15 protein-coding genes are annotated in these 14,930 nt (G+C 45.5%); all 15 read right to left on the bottom strand.

Annotated elements, in window-relative coordinates:
* Positions 1–92 precede the first annotated feature (92 nt).
* A complete protein-coding gene (hslO, locus tag ACHOLT_RS08355; RefSeq protein ID WP_425807209.1) occupies positions 93–980 on the bottom strand; it encodes an Hsp33 family molecular chaperone HslO in 888 nt (295 codons plus the stop codon).
* A gap of 785 nt (positions 981–1,765) precedes the next feature.
* Positions 1,766–2,416, bottom strand: coding sequence for a thiamine diphosphokinase (locus tag ACHOLT_RS08350; RefSeq protein ID WP_425807208.1), 651 nt, complete (start codon positions 2,414–2,416; stop codon positions 1,766–1,768).
* Between the two features lies 1 nt (position 2,417).
* On the bottom strand, positions 2,418–3,086 hold the full coding sequence (rpe, locus tag ACHOLT_RS08345) for a ribulose-phosphate 3-epimerase (protein WP_425807207.1): 669 nt from the start codon (positions 3,084–3,086) through the stop codon (positions 2,418–2,420).
* 1 nt (position 3,087) lies between these two features.
* Entirely contained in the window at positions 3,088–3,981 is an 894-nt protein-coding gene (gene rsgA / locus ACHOLT_RS08340) for a ribosome small subunit-dependent GTPase A (protein WP_425807206.1), read from the bottom strand.
* 23 nt (positions 3,982–4,004) lie between these two features.
* Positions 4,005–5,696 carry a Stk1 family PASTA domain-containing Ser/Thr kinase gene (gene pknB, locus ACHOLT_RS08335; RefSeq protein ID WP_425807205.1) on the bottom strand — a complete coding sequence of 564 codons (1,692 nt, stop codon included), beginning with the start codon at positions 5,694–5,696 and terminating at the stop codon, positions 4,005–4,007.
* Positions 5,693–7,111 (bottom strand): peptidoglycan D,D-transpeptidase FtsI family protein, encoded by a 1,419-nt coding sequence (locus ACHOLT_RS08330; protein ID WP_425807203.1) that lies wholly within the window; start codon positions 7,109–7,111, stop codon positions 5,693–5,695. The genes pknB and ACHOLT_RS08330 overlap by 4 nt, the downstream gene beginning before the upstream one ends.
* Positions 7,108–8,394 carry an FtsW/RodA/SpoVE family cell cycle protein gene (locus tag ACHOLT_RS08325; protein ID WP_425807202.1) on the bottom strand — a complete coding sequence of 429 codons (1,287 nt, stop codon included), beginning with the start codon at positions 8,392–8,394 and terminating at the stop codon, positions 7,108–7,110. The genes ACHOLT_RS08330 and ACHOLT_RS08325 overlap by 4 nt, the downstream gene beginning before the upstream one ends.
* A 4-nt stretch (positions 8,395–8,398) precedes the next feature.
* Positions 8,399–9,118, bottom strand: a complete 720-nt coding sequence (locus tag ACHOLT_RS08320; protein ID WP_425807201.1) for a Stp1/IreP family PP2C-type Ser/Thr phosphatase — start codon at positions 9,116–9,118, stop codon at positions 8,399–8,401.
* The gene (locus ACHOLT_RS08315; protein ID WP_425807199.1) at positions 9,099–9,548 is read right to left on the bottom strand and encodes an FHA domain-containing protein; all 450 of its coding nucleotides are present in this window, start codon (positions 9,546–9,548) and stop codon (positions 9,099–9,101) included. The genes ACHOLT_RS08320 and ACHOLT_RS08315 overlap by 20 nt, the downstream gene beginning before the upstream one ends.
* A 13-nt stretch (positions 9,549–9,561) precedes the next feature.
* Positions 9,562–10,362, bottom strand: coding sequence for an FhaA domain-containing protein (locus tag ACHOLT_RS08310; RefSeq protein ID WP_425807198.1), 801 nt, complete (start codon positions 10,360–10,362; stop codon positions 9,562–9,564).
* Complete coding sequence (rlmN, locus tag ACHOLT_RS08305; RefSeq protein WP_425807197.1) at positions 10,359–11,432, bottom strand: 23S rRNA (adenine(2503)-C(2))-methyltransferase RlmN; 1,074 nt, start codon at positions 11,430–11,432, stop codon at positions 10,359–10,361. The genes ACHOLT_RS08310 and rlmN overlap by 4 nt, the downstream gene beginning before the upstream one ends.
* A gap of 14 nt (positions 11,433–11,446) precedes the next feature.
* On the bottom strand, positions 11,447–12,805 hold the full coding sequence (gene rsmB, locus ACHOLT_RS08300; RefSeq protein WP_425807196.1) for a 16S rRNA (cytosine(967)-C(5))-methyltransferase RsmB: 1,359 nt from the start codon (positions 12,803–12,805) through the stop codon (positions 11,447–11,449).
* On the bottom strand, positions 12,798–13,487 hold the full coding sequence (locus ACHOLT_RS08295) for a zinc metallopeptidase (protein WP_425807194.1): 690 nt from the start codon (positions 13,485–13,487) through the stop codon (positions 12,798–12,800). Before ACHOLT_RS08295 ends, rsmB begins: the two co-directional genes overlap by 8 nt.
* Positions 13,488–13,504: 17 nt before the next feature.
* Positions 13,505–14,434: a methionyl-tRNA formyltransferase gene (gene fmt, locus ACHOLT_RS08290; RefSeq protein ID WP_425807191.1), complete on the bottom strand. Its 930-nt coding sequence runs from the start codon at positions 14,432–14,434 to the stop codon at positions 13,505–13,507.
* Between the two features lie 38 nt (positions 14,435–14,472).
* Positions 14,473–14,928 (bottom strand): peptide deformylase, encoded by a 456-nt coding sequence (def, locus tag ACHOLT_RS08285; protein ID WP_425807189.1) that lies wholly within the window; start codon positions 14,926–14,928, stop codon positions 14,473–14,475.
* Between the last annotated feature and the right edge of the window lie 2 nt (positions 14,929–14,930).

The following is a 14,930-nucleotide window of genomic DNA, read 5'->3' as shown; positions in this document are numbered from 1 at the left end:
GTCCAAGTAAAGCTCGACATTGGGTCGAGCTTTTGTCATTAATCTTCGAAGGAGCGTCTCAAGTTTTCGTTTGAGACACTCCTTTTTTTAATTTAGTTAGCTTGTTCATAAAGAGCGATTAACTCTTCCTCATTAAAATAATAATGCTCATTGCAAAAATGACAAATCAACTCTGCTTTTTTGTCTTCAAGGATTTCTTTAAACCCTTCTCTGCCAAGGCTGATTAGAGTTGTGCCTACTTTTTCTTTGGAACACGAACATTGGAATCGTGCTGTTCGTTTTTCCAAAACATGATACGGCAAATCACCTAATAATTTTTGGACGATTTCCTCAATTGAAACGCCTTCTGCCGTGATTTTACTGATTCCCTGGGACAAGCTTTGAATTTGTTGTTCGATTTTGCCGATACTCTCTTCCGAAGCACCCGGTAAAAGTTGAATCAATAATCCGGCAGCTCCTGCAACATGGTAATCCTTTTCAACCAGAACACCTAAGAGCGCCGCTGAGGGAACCTGTTCGGAATTCAAAAGGTAATGTACAAGATCTTCCGCGATTTCTCCGCTAACCATAGGAACCGTACTCGTATAATTCTCCCCATTTTCTAAACTCTTACTCACGGCAAATTCTCCCCGTCCAACCGCCCTGCCGACATCAAGCTTTCCAGCTTTATTAAGCGGAAGATCAAGCAATGGCTCATGAACATACCCCCGAACTTCGCCTTGTGCATTTCCTACAGCTACAGCACCACCAAGCGGACCATCTCCCAAAAGCCGAATCGTTATCCCCTCCTCACCTTTCAGTGAGCTTGCCAGAAGTAAAGCCCCTGTCATAAGCCGGCCTAAAGCTGCCGTTGCCACGGGAGCCATTTGGTGACGTTTTTGGGCTTCAGCAACAAGATCCGTTGTTCTTGCTACAACCCAACGCGCATCACCATCTAAAAGTGTTCCCACCCATATTTCATCATGAATATCGTTATTCATTAACTTAATCATCCTTTGCTCTAATTATGTAAGCGAATCTATCCAAGCAGAGTTACGTTATAGACGCTCTGACAGACGCTCGCGGACCAAGCTAAGGGCAAAACTGCTGGATGCAAGTTAAGGGATGGTCGCATGTTTTCGCCCTCCTTGGCACATGCGACACTTGACACGTCCTATGTCATCGCCCTCCCAATTCGCTCCTGCTCACGGTCGGTGAGTTACTACCTTCGCCGTTAAGCTAATTTATTAAGCCAGTGGCTTGGGCGAAACCCATCCTCAGCCGAAAAGTTTATCTTTGTGGTTACGGCTTCGGCGAAACTCTCCACCGGAGAATTTCGTCACTGGAGGCTTTCGTCATGTGACTCATCCCTCTAAAGCAAGAGCAGTTTAGCCCAAGCTTGTTCTCCGCTCGCTTTAAATCCTCACTTTCTATAATCGAAACTCGCTCTGAAGAATAGCTTTAGCATGCTTTGATAGATAGCTAAAACTTTAAGAAGTCACTAAATAGCATATAAGCGTAGATTCTCGCACAGAAGTGAACGATTTGCGGAAGGGCGATATAGCGCACGACGCTTTCGTTGGTTAGCGAAGCCACTGGTTCACTTCAGGTATTACCCAGTGGTTTGGCACGAAAGTGTCCGGTGGACATTTTCGCTCGAAGCGGCTATCTCCAAAGAATGCTTATCCGCTGAAGATAGCTGCTATGGAAGCGAGTATACAAGCCCTGGAGCGCTAAGTGAGCAGATGTGCGAGAAGCTACATAACCCAAGCTAACCTAATTTAATTCATGAGAGCAGCACAAGCATTACGATCCCCTCATCGACCTCAACGACCGCCTCTTCCTCAGCAAAAACATTGCTGATTCCCCGGGTAGAGTCTTGCTTCAAAACTTCGCCCTTGAGAGGATAATACAACCCCTTTGTGGTGACCCGGGCCGTTTCCGTAATCGGTAAAATCGAAAGTTCTTGTCCTGGACACCCTTTGAGTATATCTCGCCCCTGAAACAAATAGATTTCATGAAGGGGATCTTTCAGATGAATGCTGAAGCCCTTTTTGTAATAATGAAGCATCAGCGCCATGTTTCCCAGAAGATGATCTACCCGTCCCCCTATTGCTCCATAAAGCCAAATAATTTGCGAATTAGAACCAGGGGGTTGTGATTGCAATTGCTTAACAGCATATTCCAGTGCCAGTTCGAGATCGGTTTCATCCTTTTCGCGTGGAAATTGCTGAATAATGACACCATTCCGGCGGCATTTCTCTAAATTTTCTGAAGAAACCGAGTCCAAGTCCCCTATCAGGACTTCCGGGATACGGCCGGCTTGAAGGGCACTGTTTCCGCCTCCATCAGCACAGATTAAAACGTCAACCTGAGCAAGTTCTCGTGATCCCCAGTCAGCATCCCAATCCCCATTCGCCAATACCGCTGCTTTCATCTTATTCTTTCCTTTGACCGTTTGATGCTTGACGGATTTTCAGAATTGCTTCACTTGGATCAGGCTGAGCAAAGACTGCCGCACCTGCTACTAATATGCCTGCCCCTGCTTTCACCACTGCCCGGGCTGTTTCGGCATTAATTCCGCCATCCACTTCAATCTGACAAGACGATTGCATTTGCAACAAATACTTGCTTAACACTTCTATTTTAGGAAGTACTGCCGGAATAAACTTTTGTCCTCCGAAACCCGGGTTGACGCTCATAATTAAAACCATATCCAATTCGGGTAAAATATATTTCAGCCCATCTAACGGTGTTGCGGGATTGACGGCAACGCCGGCTGATAAACCCAGTGATTTAATCTGTTGAACTGCCCGATGAATATGGGGCGTTGCTTCTAAGTGTACTGTAATATGGTCTGCCCCTGCCTCTGCAAAATCTTGAATATAACGTTCCGGCTGTTCGATCATCAAATGCACATCAAAAAACATTTTGGAATGCGGCCGTAATGCTTTAACGACCAGCGAGCCTATCGTAATATTCGGTACAAAATGTCCATCCATAACATCAATATGAAGGATCTCAGCTCCAGCCTCTTCGACAGTACGGACTTGTTCTCCTAAACGAGAAAAATCGGCGGACAGAATTGAAGGTGCAATCTTTATCACATTAATATCTCCTCTCGGCTGCAATAACTTCTTCTAAAAATAAACAATAGTGTTCATATCTTAGCTTTTCAATATGACCGGCTTCAACGGCTGTCTTAATGGCACAATCCGGTTCTTTATGGTGCAAACAGCTTGTAAAGCGGCATCCTCCCTCATAATCTGCAAATTCCGGGAAAAAAACAGCCAATTCTTCACGATTCATTTTAGGAAGGTATAGCGATGAGAACCCAGGGGTATCGGCCAGTAAGCCTTCTCCGCAGACCATTAACTCGACGTGACGGGTAGTATGGCGTCCTCGCTTCAATTTACGGCTGACTTCTCCTGTTTTAAGCTCTAAAGCCGGGTCTAAGGCATTGAGCAAGCTCGATTTTCCGACACCTGAGGGACCTGCTAAAACTGTTATTTTATTCTTAAGGTGTTTGCGGACTTCATCTAAACCTTGCCCAGTCCGTGTCGATACTTTAAGCAGATCATAACCTAAGTTCTGATAAAAGTCTAACCGGGATAGAGCAAACATATCCTGATCCTCAATGTTCGGTTTCTCAGCCTGGTCCATCTTATTTAAGATAATGATCGGTTTAATTTTAACCTCTGTAACCTGGATTAAAAGCCGGTCTAATAAATTAAGGTCAGGTTGCGGAGAAACACAGGCAAAAACAAGAAATGCCTGATCAACATTCGCAATTGTCGGTCGAACCAAAGAATTTTGGCGCTCCTCAACTTTCTCGATCGTCGCCTTTATACCCGTTCCCGGAAGAATCTGAACCCGATCACCGGGTAAAAATTCTTGATCACGAATACGAAAGCGACCGCGTAGGGAACATTCCCATACTCGGTCCTCCGCATAGACATAATAAAATCCACTATATCCTTTGAGTAAAATACCTGAAATCATATTTTCCCTTTCAATGCTTAGGATTACGCAGATGGCCCCGGTCCGTCTGATACGGTAATAGTTACAACTGAACCTGCCGGAATAGGATCACCCGGCTTCGGATTCGTTGATATTACCGCCCCTTCAGGGTAATCCTGGGATTTTTGATGGTTAATAACAGGGATCAGTTTCATTTGATTGACAAGTACGTTCTGAGCCTGATTCACTGAATACCCAACTAAATTAGGCATGATCTGATTGGCAGTACCCGTTCCGCCGCTGACTGTCAATGTAATTTTCCCATTTTCAGCCCATGGCGAATTTGCCGCAGGGTCCTGACCGATAACTGTTCCGGCTGGCAAATTCGATGCCGGGTCTTGAACAGAAGTGAAATTATCCCCTAATAAGAACTCCGCAGATTTGATGGCATTTTTAGCATCGTCCAAACTCATTTTTCCATTGGAAACATTCGGCATTGTATGCATTTGAGGACCTAGGCTTACCCAAATTTTAATTGCACGCCCTGATTTAACATAGCTGTCCGCAGCAGGATCCTGACGCGTGATTTTATCTTTTTCCACAGTATCACTGTATTCCTGACCGGGATTAGGATCAAGCTGAAGATTCGCGAACTTAACTAAAACCCCGGCATCCTGTACTGATTTACCCACCAGATCTGGAACCTTCGCTTGTCCGCCCATGATATAGCTTCTAAACCCGAACCCTAAAGCAAGCAAGAGCAAAACGATTCCCGCAGTCACCCACGGCCAGATTTTCCGTTTTTTCTTCGGTTTCTTCAGTATAGATTCTTCATCTTTCGGTTGAGAGGATAAAGCTGCATTAACTCCATTGCTTAAGGACTTATGAATACGCGTACTCTCAAGATCCTCTTCATAGGGTAAATCCACTTTGCGGATAGGCTGTCCGTTTTGCACATGCGCCAGGTCCTCCAGCATCTCAGCTGCCGTTTGATAGCGCTGTTCCGGGGATTTAGCAATAGCCCTTAAGATGATACTCTCTAATTCCTGGCTAATCCTCGGATTCAGTTTTGACGGCGGTACAGGCTGTTCCTGCAAGTGTTTCAAGGCTATGGCGATCGGTGTTTCTCCGTCATACGGAACCTTGCCTGTCAGCAGCTCATAAAGAATAATTCCTAATGAGTAAAGATCAGATTGCTCATTCGTCTGAACGCCTTTAGCCTGTTCAGGTGACAGATAATGAACCGAACCGATAATATCTCCGGTATGCGTCATCGTTGCTGCCGAAACCGCCCGGGCAATTCCAAAATCAGTAACTTTCAAGCGTCCGTCCGCAGTGACTAGGATATTATGCGGTTTAATGTCGCGATGAATAATTTTATGTTCATGAGCATGACGAATAGCCTGAGCAATTTGCATCGCAAGATTGATGCTTTGCTCAGAAGATAACGGGGCATAATTACGAATCAATTCCTTAAGATTCTGCCCTTCGACATACTCCATCACGATATATTCGGTATCTCCATCCTTGCCCACATCATAAATAGAGACGATATTGGGGTGAGACAGACTAGCAGCGGATTGCGCTTCCCTCCTGAACCGCCGCACGAAGTCGTCATCAGAAGCGAATTGTTCACGAAGCACTTTAATTGTAACGATTCGATTGAGCAAGAGATCTTTTGCTTTATAAACGATAGCCATTCCTCCGACTCCGATTCGTTCTATAATTTCATAGCGTTCACCAAATACTTTGCTCATTTAGATTCACCTACTTTCTGGCTTAATGCGGTTTGGATCATTTCCCGAGCTATTGGAGCTGCTGCGGCCCCGCCTGTTCCTCCATTTTCTACAAGAACAGCCACGGCAATTTTGGGGGATTCTGCAGGAGCAAATGCGATATACCAAGCATGAGTTTTGGCATTTCCTCCAGGCTCAGCTGAGCCTGTTTTGGCAGCGACTTGAATTCCCTCTATTCCTCCGGGTGATGCTGTTCCATCATTAACTGCTGCAATCATCGCACTTTTTATCTTGTCGGCCTCCTCTGATGACAAAGCCGTTAACCATGGTTTCGAGTCCGTTTTATAAAGGACACTTTGCTTATCATCTATTACGCGATCCACAATATGAGGAGCCATAATAACCCCATGATTCGCTATGCCTGCTGCTACCAAAGCCATATGAAAAGGACTGACGAGTACTTCTCCTTGTCCAAAGGAACTTGCAGCAAGCAGATTTGTACTGAGTTGTTTCGGCACAGCCGCTTTATTCGTAATCCGGCTTGATGAAACAGACAATTCGAAGGGAATCGTCTGACCAAAGCCAAAGCCTTTAACAGCATTAAGAAATTGCTGATCTCCGCTCCGTACTCCAAACGTCGCGAAATAAGTATTGCAGGAATCAGCAAGTGCCGTATCAAAATTGACCCATCCATGGGCTTTATCATTTTGTTCAGGAATAACCTGTCCATTGATGACCGTTGAACCCGTACAATTGTATAGGTCCCCCGTATTGACCCCTGAACGAAGAATTGCCGCTGAGGTAATGACTTTCATCGCTGATCCAGGCGGATAGAGGGCAAAAGCGTGATTTACAAAGGGACTTCCCGCTTTTTTGCTGAGTTCTGACCAATCTTGGTCCAATGTATTAGGATCAAATCCAGGGTAACTGACGAGAGCCAGAACCTCCCCTGTACGGGGATCAAGAGCTACTGCAGCTCCCCTCTTGTCTTTCAGCCCGTCATAAGCAATTTTTTGCAAACGATAATCCAAAGTTAAAACAACATCGTTTCCCTTTCGCGGAAGCTGGAAGAGTTGTTCCAGTTCCTGCGCAGGTGTTGCATTCTTTATTCCAAACAACCAGTCACCGAACGTTGCTTCCATTCCTGCCGAACCATGCTGCAGTGTAGCATATCCCATTAAAGGTTCAAGGGCTTCTCCTTTAGGATAAATTCGTTTTCGCTGATTATTGGTTGTTTGAGTCTGAGCCAATATTTCGCCGTTTCGGTCAAAAATTCCTCCTCGAACCACACGTTGTTCCATCAGAATGAGACGCCGATTCGCAGGATTCTCCTGCAAATCATTGGAACGCACAACCTGCCAATAAACCAGCCCGAAGCTCAGGAAGATAAAGCTTATCGAAAAACCAAGGGCAATATGGTGCAAACCTTTTCTCACAGCGCGTACCCCCTTTCTTTGTTCTTCAAGTTCAAGGGATCCGCCGCTGAGATTTGTGATATATTTCCCAGTATACTTAAGAAAAGAAAGTGTACAAGCATAGAACTTCCTCCGTAACTTACCCAAGGAAGAGGAATTCCCGTTAATGGCAATAACTTCGTAACTCCAGCCAAAATAACCAAAGTTTCTGTTCCTATCAAAATTCCAATACCTGCTGCCAGGATCTGCCCAAAGCGATCGACTGAACGCAAACTGATTAAAAAAGCACGCAGGACAACGATAAGGAAAAGCAATAGGAGGGCCATGGCTCCTGCAAATCCAATTTCTTCAGCTATCACAGAAAAGATAAAATCCGTACTGGAAGCAGGTACCTGAAATGCACCAATACCATTTCCCAATCCAGTCCCCAGCACTTTTCCTCCGCCGATGGCAAATAGGGACTGAGAAATCTGGTAGCCTGCGCCTGAAGAATCCGCCCAAGGGTGGAGCCACGTTGCAACTCTAACTCGAACGTGACCAAACAAGACATAACCCATAAACCCGGTCGCCATCAAAACCGGCAGAGATACGCCGAGATAAAGAGGGCGCTCCGTTACCGCATAAAGCAGCAATACAAAGAGGGAATAAAAAACGAGAGCTGTTCCTAAACTTTTTTGGGCAGCCAGCAATCCCAGAGAAAATCCGCCCATGAGAATAAAAGGTCCAAGCGTACGCCAATCCGGTAAGGAGAGGTAACCTATTTGCACCGTTCCCACTCTGAGAATTTCCTCATGCTCAGCCAAATAAGCGGCTAAGAAAAGGAGCAACACGATTTTAACGAATTCTTCCGGTTCAAAGCTAAACCCTCCAATGGACAACCAACTGGTTGCTCCCCCTGAAGTCACACCGAACACCAGCGTCAGAAAAAGCATGGCAATTGCCGCCAACCCCCAAAGGTATTGATAGCGGCCGAGTTTTCGATAATCCTTTAGTCCGTAAATTATAAAATAAAATGCAAACAGCCCGATATTTGCCCACCAAAATTGACGTATCGCTAGAGCAGGCTTAATTCGGGTTAAAAAAACCAAACCTATGATTACAATCAGCTGAACAGTAGCGAGAAGCAAGGGATCTCCTTTGTAAGCGGTTATCTTTTCGACGATTGCCCCTAGGAGAAGCAATAGAGAAAATATTGCCGCTTGCCAGAGAATCTGCCCGTTTGACCGTCCATCTGCCACAAGTACACCCAGACCAACCCACAAAATTATTAAATTAAGTAGGCGCAGCACACCATAACCTTTCATTCTTTCACTCCGCTATACAGCACAGCGCTGTAAAATTATCAGGGGCTCCCCGGTCAAGAATGAGCTGCCGCATCCGTTCCATATGCTCTTCCCATGACCCTGCTTTTGATAGCTCCTCAATCAATTCAGGCTCTGAAATGACATTAGAAAAGCCATCCGTACAGAGCAAGAATACGTCTCCGAGAAGATAGTCTTGGCAGCTGGAATCCACTTCTATTTGTTGAGAGGCTCCCACTGCCCGTACCAGAACATGACGTTGGGGATGTTTTTCTGCTTCTTCAGGGGAAATCTGCCCCATCCGAACAAGTTCTTCGACAAGGGAATGATCCACCGTCAATGGGATCAGTTTCTCTCCCCGCCATAAATAGCCGCGGCTGTCTCCCACATGAGCGATCACAACCTGATCCGCTTTAAAGACTAATACGGTTAAAGTTGTACCCATGCCTTCATGAGCGGGACTCGCCGTCGAGGCCTCAAAAACCCGGCTGTTCGCTTGTATTAAAGCATTTTTAACCCAGGATTCCAGCGCATCTAAATCTAAACGTTCAAGTTCCGGCGCAGCTTCGCTCAGTACTTCAAGTGCTGTTCGTGATGCAACTTCTCCTGCGAGATGCCCGCCCATTCCATCCGCAACGGCATAAATTCCGTATTGCGGAAGTACCAGGAAGGAATCTTCATTGTTTTTTCTTACGCATCCGGTTTCGCTAAAGCTTAGTACTTTCATTTTGCCACCTCGAATACTGGAAGGTGATACTTCCAATTTTCACATAATCGCCTGTAACCAACTGAACAGGCGAGTTAATTCTTTCGCCATTAACCCAGGTACCATTCGTACTTCCAAGATCCTCAAGGGTGGTCATTCCCTTCCTATGACGGATCTGAGCATGTTCCATTGACGCAAAATGATCCGCCAGAACAACTTCATTATTTTTCCCGCGTCCTAGCTTTAGTCCTTTACTATCAATACGGTAAACTCTGCCTTTCGGCAAAAATTCACCTCCTGCAAGCACTTCCAAACGGCCAAAATCCTGCTCTTCCCTGCGTATTATACCTTTAAACTGAAGATCAGCTAAAAGAGCTGTAAGCACCCTGAATAAGAAAAAGTAGATTAAGCCGATAAAAAGAAGACGCCCTAAAACAACAATGAACTGCATAGATACCTCCGTGCTACTCCCGTCGAAGAACCATTTCGGATTGCCCAATTTCAATTCGGTCTCCCGGAAAAAGCATTTGCTTCGTAATCCGTTGGTTGTTAAGCCAAGTACCATTGGTACTGCCTAAATCATCGATTTCCCAGCCAGTACCTATTCGACTCAGCTTAAAGTGTCTGCGGGAAACTTCCGCATCATTGAGTACGACCTCACATTGAGAGTGGCGTCCTATATTGATAACATCACCCTCTAAAGGAAGCTTTTTCCCTCGATCCGGTCCTTCAAGGATTTCGAGATAGTACTGAGAATTCCTCCCTTGTTCTAAAGAATCCACTGGATTCAATGGATTCAATGAACTCAGTCCTTTATAAAAATTGGTTTGTTCTTTCCAATCTTCAGCAGGCTCACTCTCTTCTCGATACTCGTCATCTGCTTCCCAATTCACAACAATAGAGTCATCAAAATCCACCTCAACAAACATTTCACAGGGTTTCACCGTGTCATCCGAATGCAGTTCAATCGAAGGTTTCGATAAAAAAGTAAATCCGCTGCGTTGGCCTTCGGCATAGATATATTTGGAAAGTTCGATGAGGAACGCATCGCCAAAACTAGCTAAAGGACTCCAATCACTCGAATTCAAAAAAACGCGGTAGACATTGGGAACATAGACTTGAGAAATGCTGACCTGCTTATTTTTAAGCATGGCTTTAACCAGTTCCTTCGCAATTTCAACAGGCTGAAGACGGGCTGCATTTTTTTTAAACACTCCCGTAAAAAGATGTTCCGCCACTTCTTCAAAACGAGCTAATAGGCTCATTTCTCTTCACTCTCCCACTGACGCCGCAGTTGTCCGCAAGCTGCGTTAATATCTGTTCCTTTTTCTTCTCGGAGGGAAACGGGTATTCCCCGTCGTTCGAGAATTTGTGCGAACTTCTTCATTTCTCCAATATCCGGTCGGGCCATCCCTGTTTCGGCAACCGGATTAACCGGGATTAAGTTAACATGGGCAAGTTGTCCTTGCAAAAGTTCAGACAATTGTTCAGCATCCTCCATCGTTGCCTGACCTGCAATTAAGGCAACTTCAAACGTTATTCTCCGGCTCGTCTTTTCCGTATACTCTTGGCAAGCTTTCATCAGCTCATCCAGGGGATAGTGCCGATTGATAGGTATTAAATCATTTCGCTTCGAATTATCCGCACTATGCAATGACACGGCCAACCCCACTTGAGGGTTATCCTCGGCTAATTGCCGAATTTTCGGCGCCACACCGCTCGTGGATATGGTCATGCGCCGCATTCCAATGTTTTGACCTGCTTCCTGGTTGAGAAGTCCAATGCTCTTTAATACTTCATCGTAATTCAACAAAGGCTCTCCCATTCCCATAAAAACAATATTCGTCACTTGGAATTCCGGATCTTCCCGACGCATCGCATGTGTAATATCGAGTATTTGCCCGACAATTTCTCCAGCAGAGAGATTTCTTTGCCATCCGCCCAGACCGGTCGCACAAAAAGCACACCCTACCGGACAGCCTACCTGGGTTGAAACACAAACGGTGCGGCGGTTACGGCTATTTTTCCGATCATAATCCATAAGAACGCATTCAATGCTCTGTCCATCGGCTAGTCGAAATAGAAATTTGCGCGTTCCATCCTTTGAAACGTACTCTTTCAATTTATCAAGCGGCTCAAGAAAAAGCCTCTCCCGGATCTTTTCCAGATCCGATTTTCCAATATTTTTGATCTCATCCCAGTTTTGAACCGCTTTCTGTTGAATCCACTGAAAGAGTTGTCGTCCCCTGAATTTGGGCAGGCCTATTTTTTGACATACGTTTATTAATTCGGTTTCAGTTAAGCCTCGTATATCATTTCTCTCCATAGTATTCACCCAATTCCTTCCAGCTAAACTTCCCGTTGAAATTTAGCGATGAAAAAGCCATCCATTCCGTGCCTATGAGGCAAAATTTGGAGCATTCCTTTCTCCGCTTGACGAATATCTCGCTCATCCTCAAGGGAAAAGGGCAAAAGATCCAGTAAACTCACGGGCTTAAATTCTGGATGAGCGGTCTTAAACGCCTTTACTACCTCGAAGTTTTCTTCCGGCTCAATGGTACAGGTAGAATAAACGAGCTCCCCTCCCCTGGACACACATCGTGCTGCCCTTTCCAAGATCTCCAGCTGCAAGGCCGGAAGCTTTTGAATTTCTTCTTCTGCTTTATGATAACGCAAGTCAGCTCTTCGTCGAATAACACCCAGTCCCGAGCAGGGGGCATCCACTAAAACTTTTGGACAGGAGCCATCCTTTACCCCTCTCAATTCCCGGGCATCTCCTTCTTGAGCGCGAATAATCGTGATTCCCAGGCGGTGGGCCAACTGCTGAATCAGTTCGATTTTATGGGAGTGGATATCGAAGGCAAGGATCTCCCCTTGATCGTTCATTTTTTGGGCGATATGCGTTGTTTTCCCCCCTGGAGCTGCACATGCATCCAAAACATGATCTCCAGGTGCCGGATTCAAGATATGCGCCACAAGCTGTGAACTCTCATCTTGAACCGTAAAAAGTCCTTCTTGAAAACTTTTGAGCTGTTCTATTGCACCAGGATTTTCGAGAACTAGACTTTCAGGCACACGGTCCCCTAATTGAACCTGAATTCCTTCCTCTTCAAGTTTTTCAACAAGATCCTCGCGTGTGGTCTTCAGCGTGTTCGTCCGTATCCACAAAAATACCGGTTCATTATTGGTGGAACATAGTTTTTCTGTTTCCTCAAAGCCGTATCGTTTCAGCCAGCGTTTGACCATCCATTCCGGATGAGAATACTTCACGGACAAATACCGGGCAGCCTCTTTCTTAGAATTAGGCCAACGGATATTCCAACCGGTTTCTAAAACGTTGTGAAGAACACCATTGACCAATTTCGTATATTTACCCTGGCGCAATTTCGTAAGCTCGACACCTTCGTTAATCGCGGCAGGTGCAGGAATTTTGGTCAGAAAAAGCAGTTGGAAAGCGCTTATTCTTAAAATCCAACGCACCTCATGAGGCAAAGAAGACAGAGCCGTCCGCAAATGAAGCCTCAACGCATAATCTAACGTCAGCCGGTTTTTCAAAGTCCCGTTCACCAACATTGTAATGAGCTGTCGATCACGTCCCTCCTGAACCTCTTTTAATTCTTTTTGTAAAAGAAGGTTCACATAGGCGTTCTCCTCGTCAACCCGGCAGAGAATACGAACAGCCCGTCCGCGCGGTGTAAAATTATTCATCCTCATTTCGTCCCATGGCTATCATAATAAAACGAGTAAGCTCTAATATAGCCGTCAAAGCAGCCGCAACATAAGTTAACGCTGCCGCACTCAAAACCTTGCGTGCACCCTTGACCTCATCCTGTGCCAGCATCCCATTGCTTTGTAACAAGGCGATTGCCCGATGACTTGCGTTAAATTCGACGGGTAAAGTAATCAACTGAAACAGAACAGCCAATGCAAAAAACAAAATACCCAATTTCAACAGAAAACTAAATGCTGGGATAAAAAAACCGGCAAGAATCAGAATCGGCCCAAGACTGCTTCCAAAATTGGCGGCGGGTACAAACGTTGCCCGCAGCTGCAAGGGAAAATACCCTGTCGCATGCTGAAGTGCGTGGCCTGTTTCGTGGGCTGCAACAGCTAACGATGCCAACGAGTTCCCATGATACACGTCCTCGCTGAGGCGCACGGTACGATCGCGCGGATCATAGTGATCAGACAGTCTGCCTGCAACAGGTTCAATCCGCACATCGTAAATACCCTTGGATTGAAGAATCGCCCGTGCCGCTTGAGCCCCTGTATAGCCTGAGCGGGAATAGACTTCCGAATATCTTCCATATGCGGAAGAAATTTTAGTTTGAGCATATAGCGTTAAAATGATCGCTGGGATAAGAATCACCATCGTCGGATCCCAAAACATTTCTATAGTCCTCCTTATTAACTAAATGGTTCGCCGGTCTGTGCATGCCGTCCAAGATAAAAATCCCGGGCACTCATGGCACGCTTCCCCGCGGGTTGTACTTCTTGAAGAAGGATTAATCCAGAGCCTGTTTGCAAAACAATCCCTTCATTGCTTAACTCGACAATCTCTCCCGGTTGGGCTTGTGCTTGACTTGAAGGCAGTATTTTGCTTTTCCATACCTTTAAGTTCTCCTCACGGAAGGTAGTAAATGCACCCGGCCAAGGATTCAAGCCGCGGATCTGATTATGAATTTCCTGAGCGCCGCGGGACCAATCTATTTTTTCATGCTCTCGTTTAAGTAAAGATGCATAACATGTTTCCCCGTTTTGCTTTTGGGGAATCACTGTTCCTTCTTTTAGCCCAACCAGTGTTTTTATTAAAAGCTGAGCTCCCAACTGGGCTAGGGCATCATGAATTTCTCCTGTTGTCGCCTCATCCGAGATTCGAATTTCTCCTTTCAGCAGCATATCACCGGTATCCAGTCCTTCATCCATGAGCATTGTCGTAACCCCTGTGACAGTTTCTCCTTCCATAAGAGCCCAGTGAATCGGAGCTGCTCCCCGATATTTCGGCAGCAAGGAAGCATGAACATTAATACACCCTTTAGGCGGGAGTCTTAAAATATCCGAAGATAAAATTTGACCGTAGGCAACAACGATAATGGCCTCAGGCCGTAATTCTTTCAATTGAGCTACAACCTCAGGCTTTTTAATTCGTTCCGGTTGATAAATGGGCAACCCTAATTCTTGTGCTGCAACTTTTACAGGACTTGGCTTTAAATTTTTTCCTCGCCCTGAGGGTCGGTCCGGCTGAGTATATACTCCGCAAACTTCATGACCTTGAGCCACTAACGCTTGCAGGGTTGGAACAGCAAAGTCAGGCGTACCCATAAAAACAAGACGCATTTTCCAGTATCCTTTCTCTCTATTATCCTCACTCAGAATTATCGGCTGCGGTAGGTCTTATACGCTTTATCCACGAAAAGAATACCTTCAAGGTGGTCAATTTCATGCTGACATGCTCGGGCCAATAAACCCTCAGTCTCGATCTCCTGAAGTTCACCTTTGCGGTTTAGTCCTTGCACTTTTACTTTAGCCGCCCGAACGACCCTTCCAGTCACTCCGGGTATGCTTAAGCACCCTTCAGATTCGTCCGCTTCTCCTTCTTTTTCAACAATAACGGGATTAATCAACTCGACAGGTCCATCTCCCACATCAATAACAACAACTCTTTTGGATACCCCGATTTGAGGAGCGGCAAGCCCTGCTCCATTCGCTGCATAAAGAGTATCAAACATATTATCTAATAGCTTAACAATATTCGGTGTAATTTCCTTTACTTTTTTTGCCTTTTCGCGGAGAACCTCAGATCCGATTTCTACGATTTGATAAACTGCCATTT

The organism is Desulfitobacterium nosdiversum (genome assembly GCF_049860565.1).
GTDB lineage: Bacteria > Bacillota > Desulfitobacteriia > Desulfitobacteriales > Desulfitobacteriaceae > Desulfitobacterium_A > Desulfitobacterium_A nosdiversum.
This window is presented reverse-complemented; position numbering and strand designations above follow the sequence as displayed.

Bases quoted from the DNA above. Each gene is read 5' to 3' on its own strand.
- hslO (WP_425807209.1), bottom strand. From the start codon at position 980: ATGAATAACGATATTCATGATGAAATATGGGTGGGAACACTTTTAGAT.
- ACHOLT_RS08350 (WP_425807208.1), bottom strand. From the start codon at position 2,416: ATGAAAGCAGCGGTATTGGCGAATGGGGATTGGGATGCTGACTGGGGA.
- rsgA (WP_425807206.1), bottom strand. From the start codon at position 3,981: ATGATTTCAGGTATTTTACTCAAAGGATATAGTGGATTTTATTATGTC.
- pknB (WP_425807205.1), bottom strand. From the start codon at position 5,696: ATGAGCAAAGTATTTGGTGAACGCTATGAAATTATAGAACGAATCGGA.
- ACHOLT_RS08325 (WP_425807202.1), bottom strand. From the start codon at position 8,394: ATGAAAGGTTATGGTGTGCTGCGCCTACTTAATTTAATAATTTTGTGG.
- ACHOLT_RS08320 (WP_425807201.1), bottom strand. From the start codon at position 9,118: ATGAAAGTACTAAGCTTTAGCGAAACCGGATGCGTAAGAAAAAACAAT.
- ACHOLT_RS08315 (WP_425807199.1), bottom strand. From the start codon at position 9,548: ATGCAGTTCATTGTTGTTTTAGGGCGTCTTCTTTTTATCGGCTTAATC.
- ACHOLT_RS08310 (WP_425807198.1), bottom strand. From the start codon at position 10,362: ATGAGCCTATTAGCTCGTTTTGAAGAAGTGGCGGAACATCTTTTTACG.
- rsmB (WP_425807196.1), bottom strand. From the start codon at position 12,805: ATGAATAATTTTACACCGCGCGGACGGGCTGTTCGTATTCTCTGCCGG.
- ACHOLT_RS08295 (WP_425807194.1), bottom strand. From the start codon at position 13,487: ATGTTTTGGGATCCGACGATGGTGATTCTTATCCCAGCGATCATTTTA.
- fmt (WP_425807191.1), bottom strand. From the start codon at position 14,434: ATGCGTCTTGTTTTTATGGGTACGCCTGACTTTGCTGTTCCAACCCTG.
- def (WP_425807189.1), bottom strand. From the start codon at position 14,928: ATGGCAGTTTATCAAATCGTAGAAATCGGATCTGAGGTTCTCCGCGAA.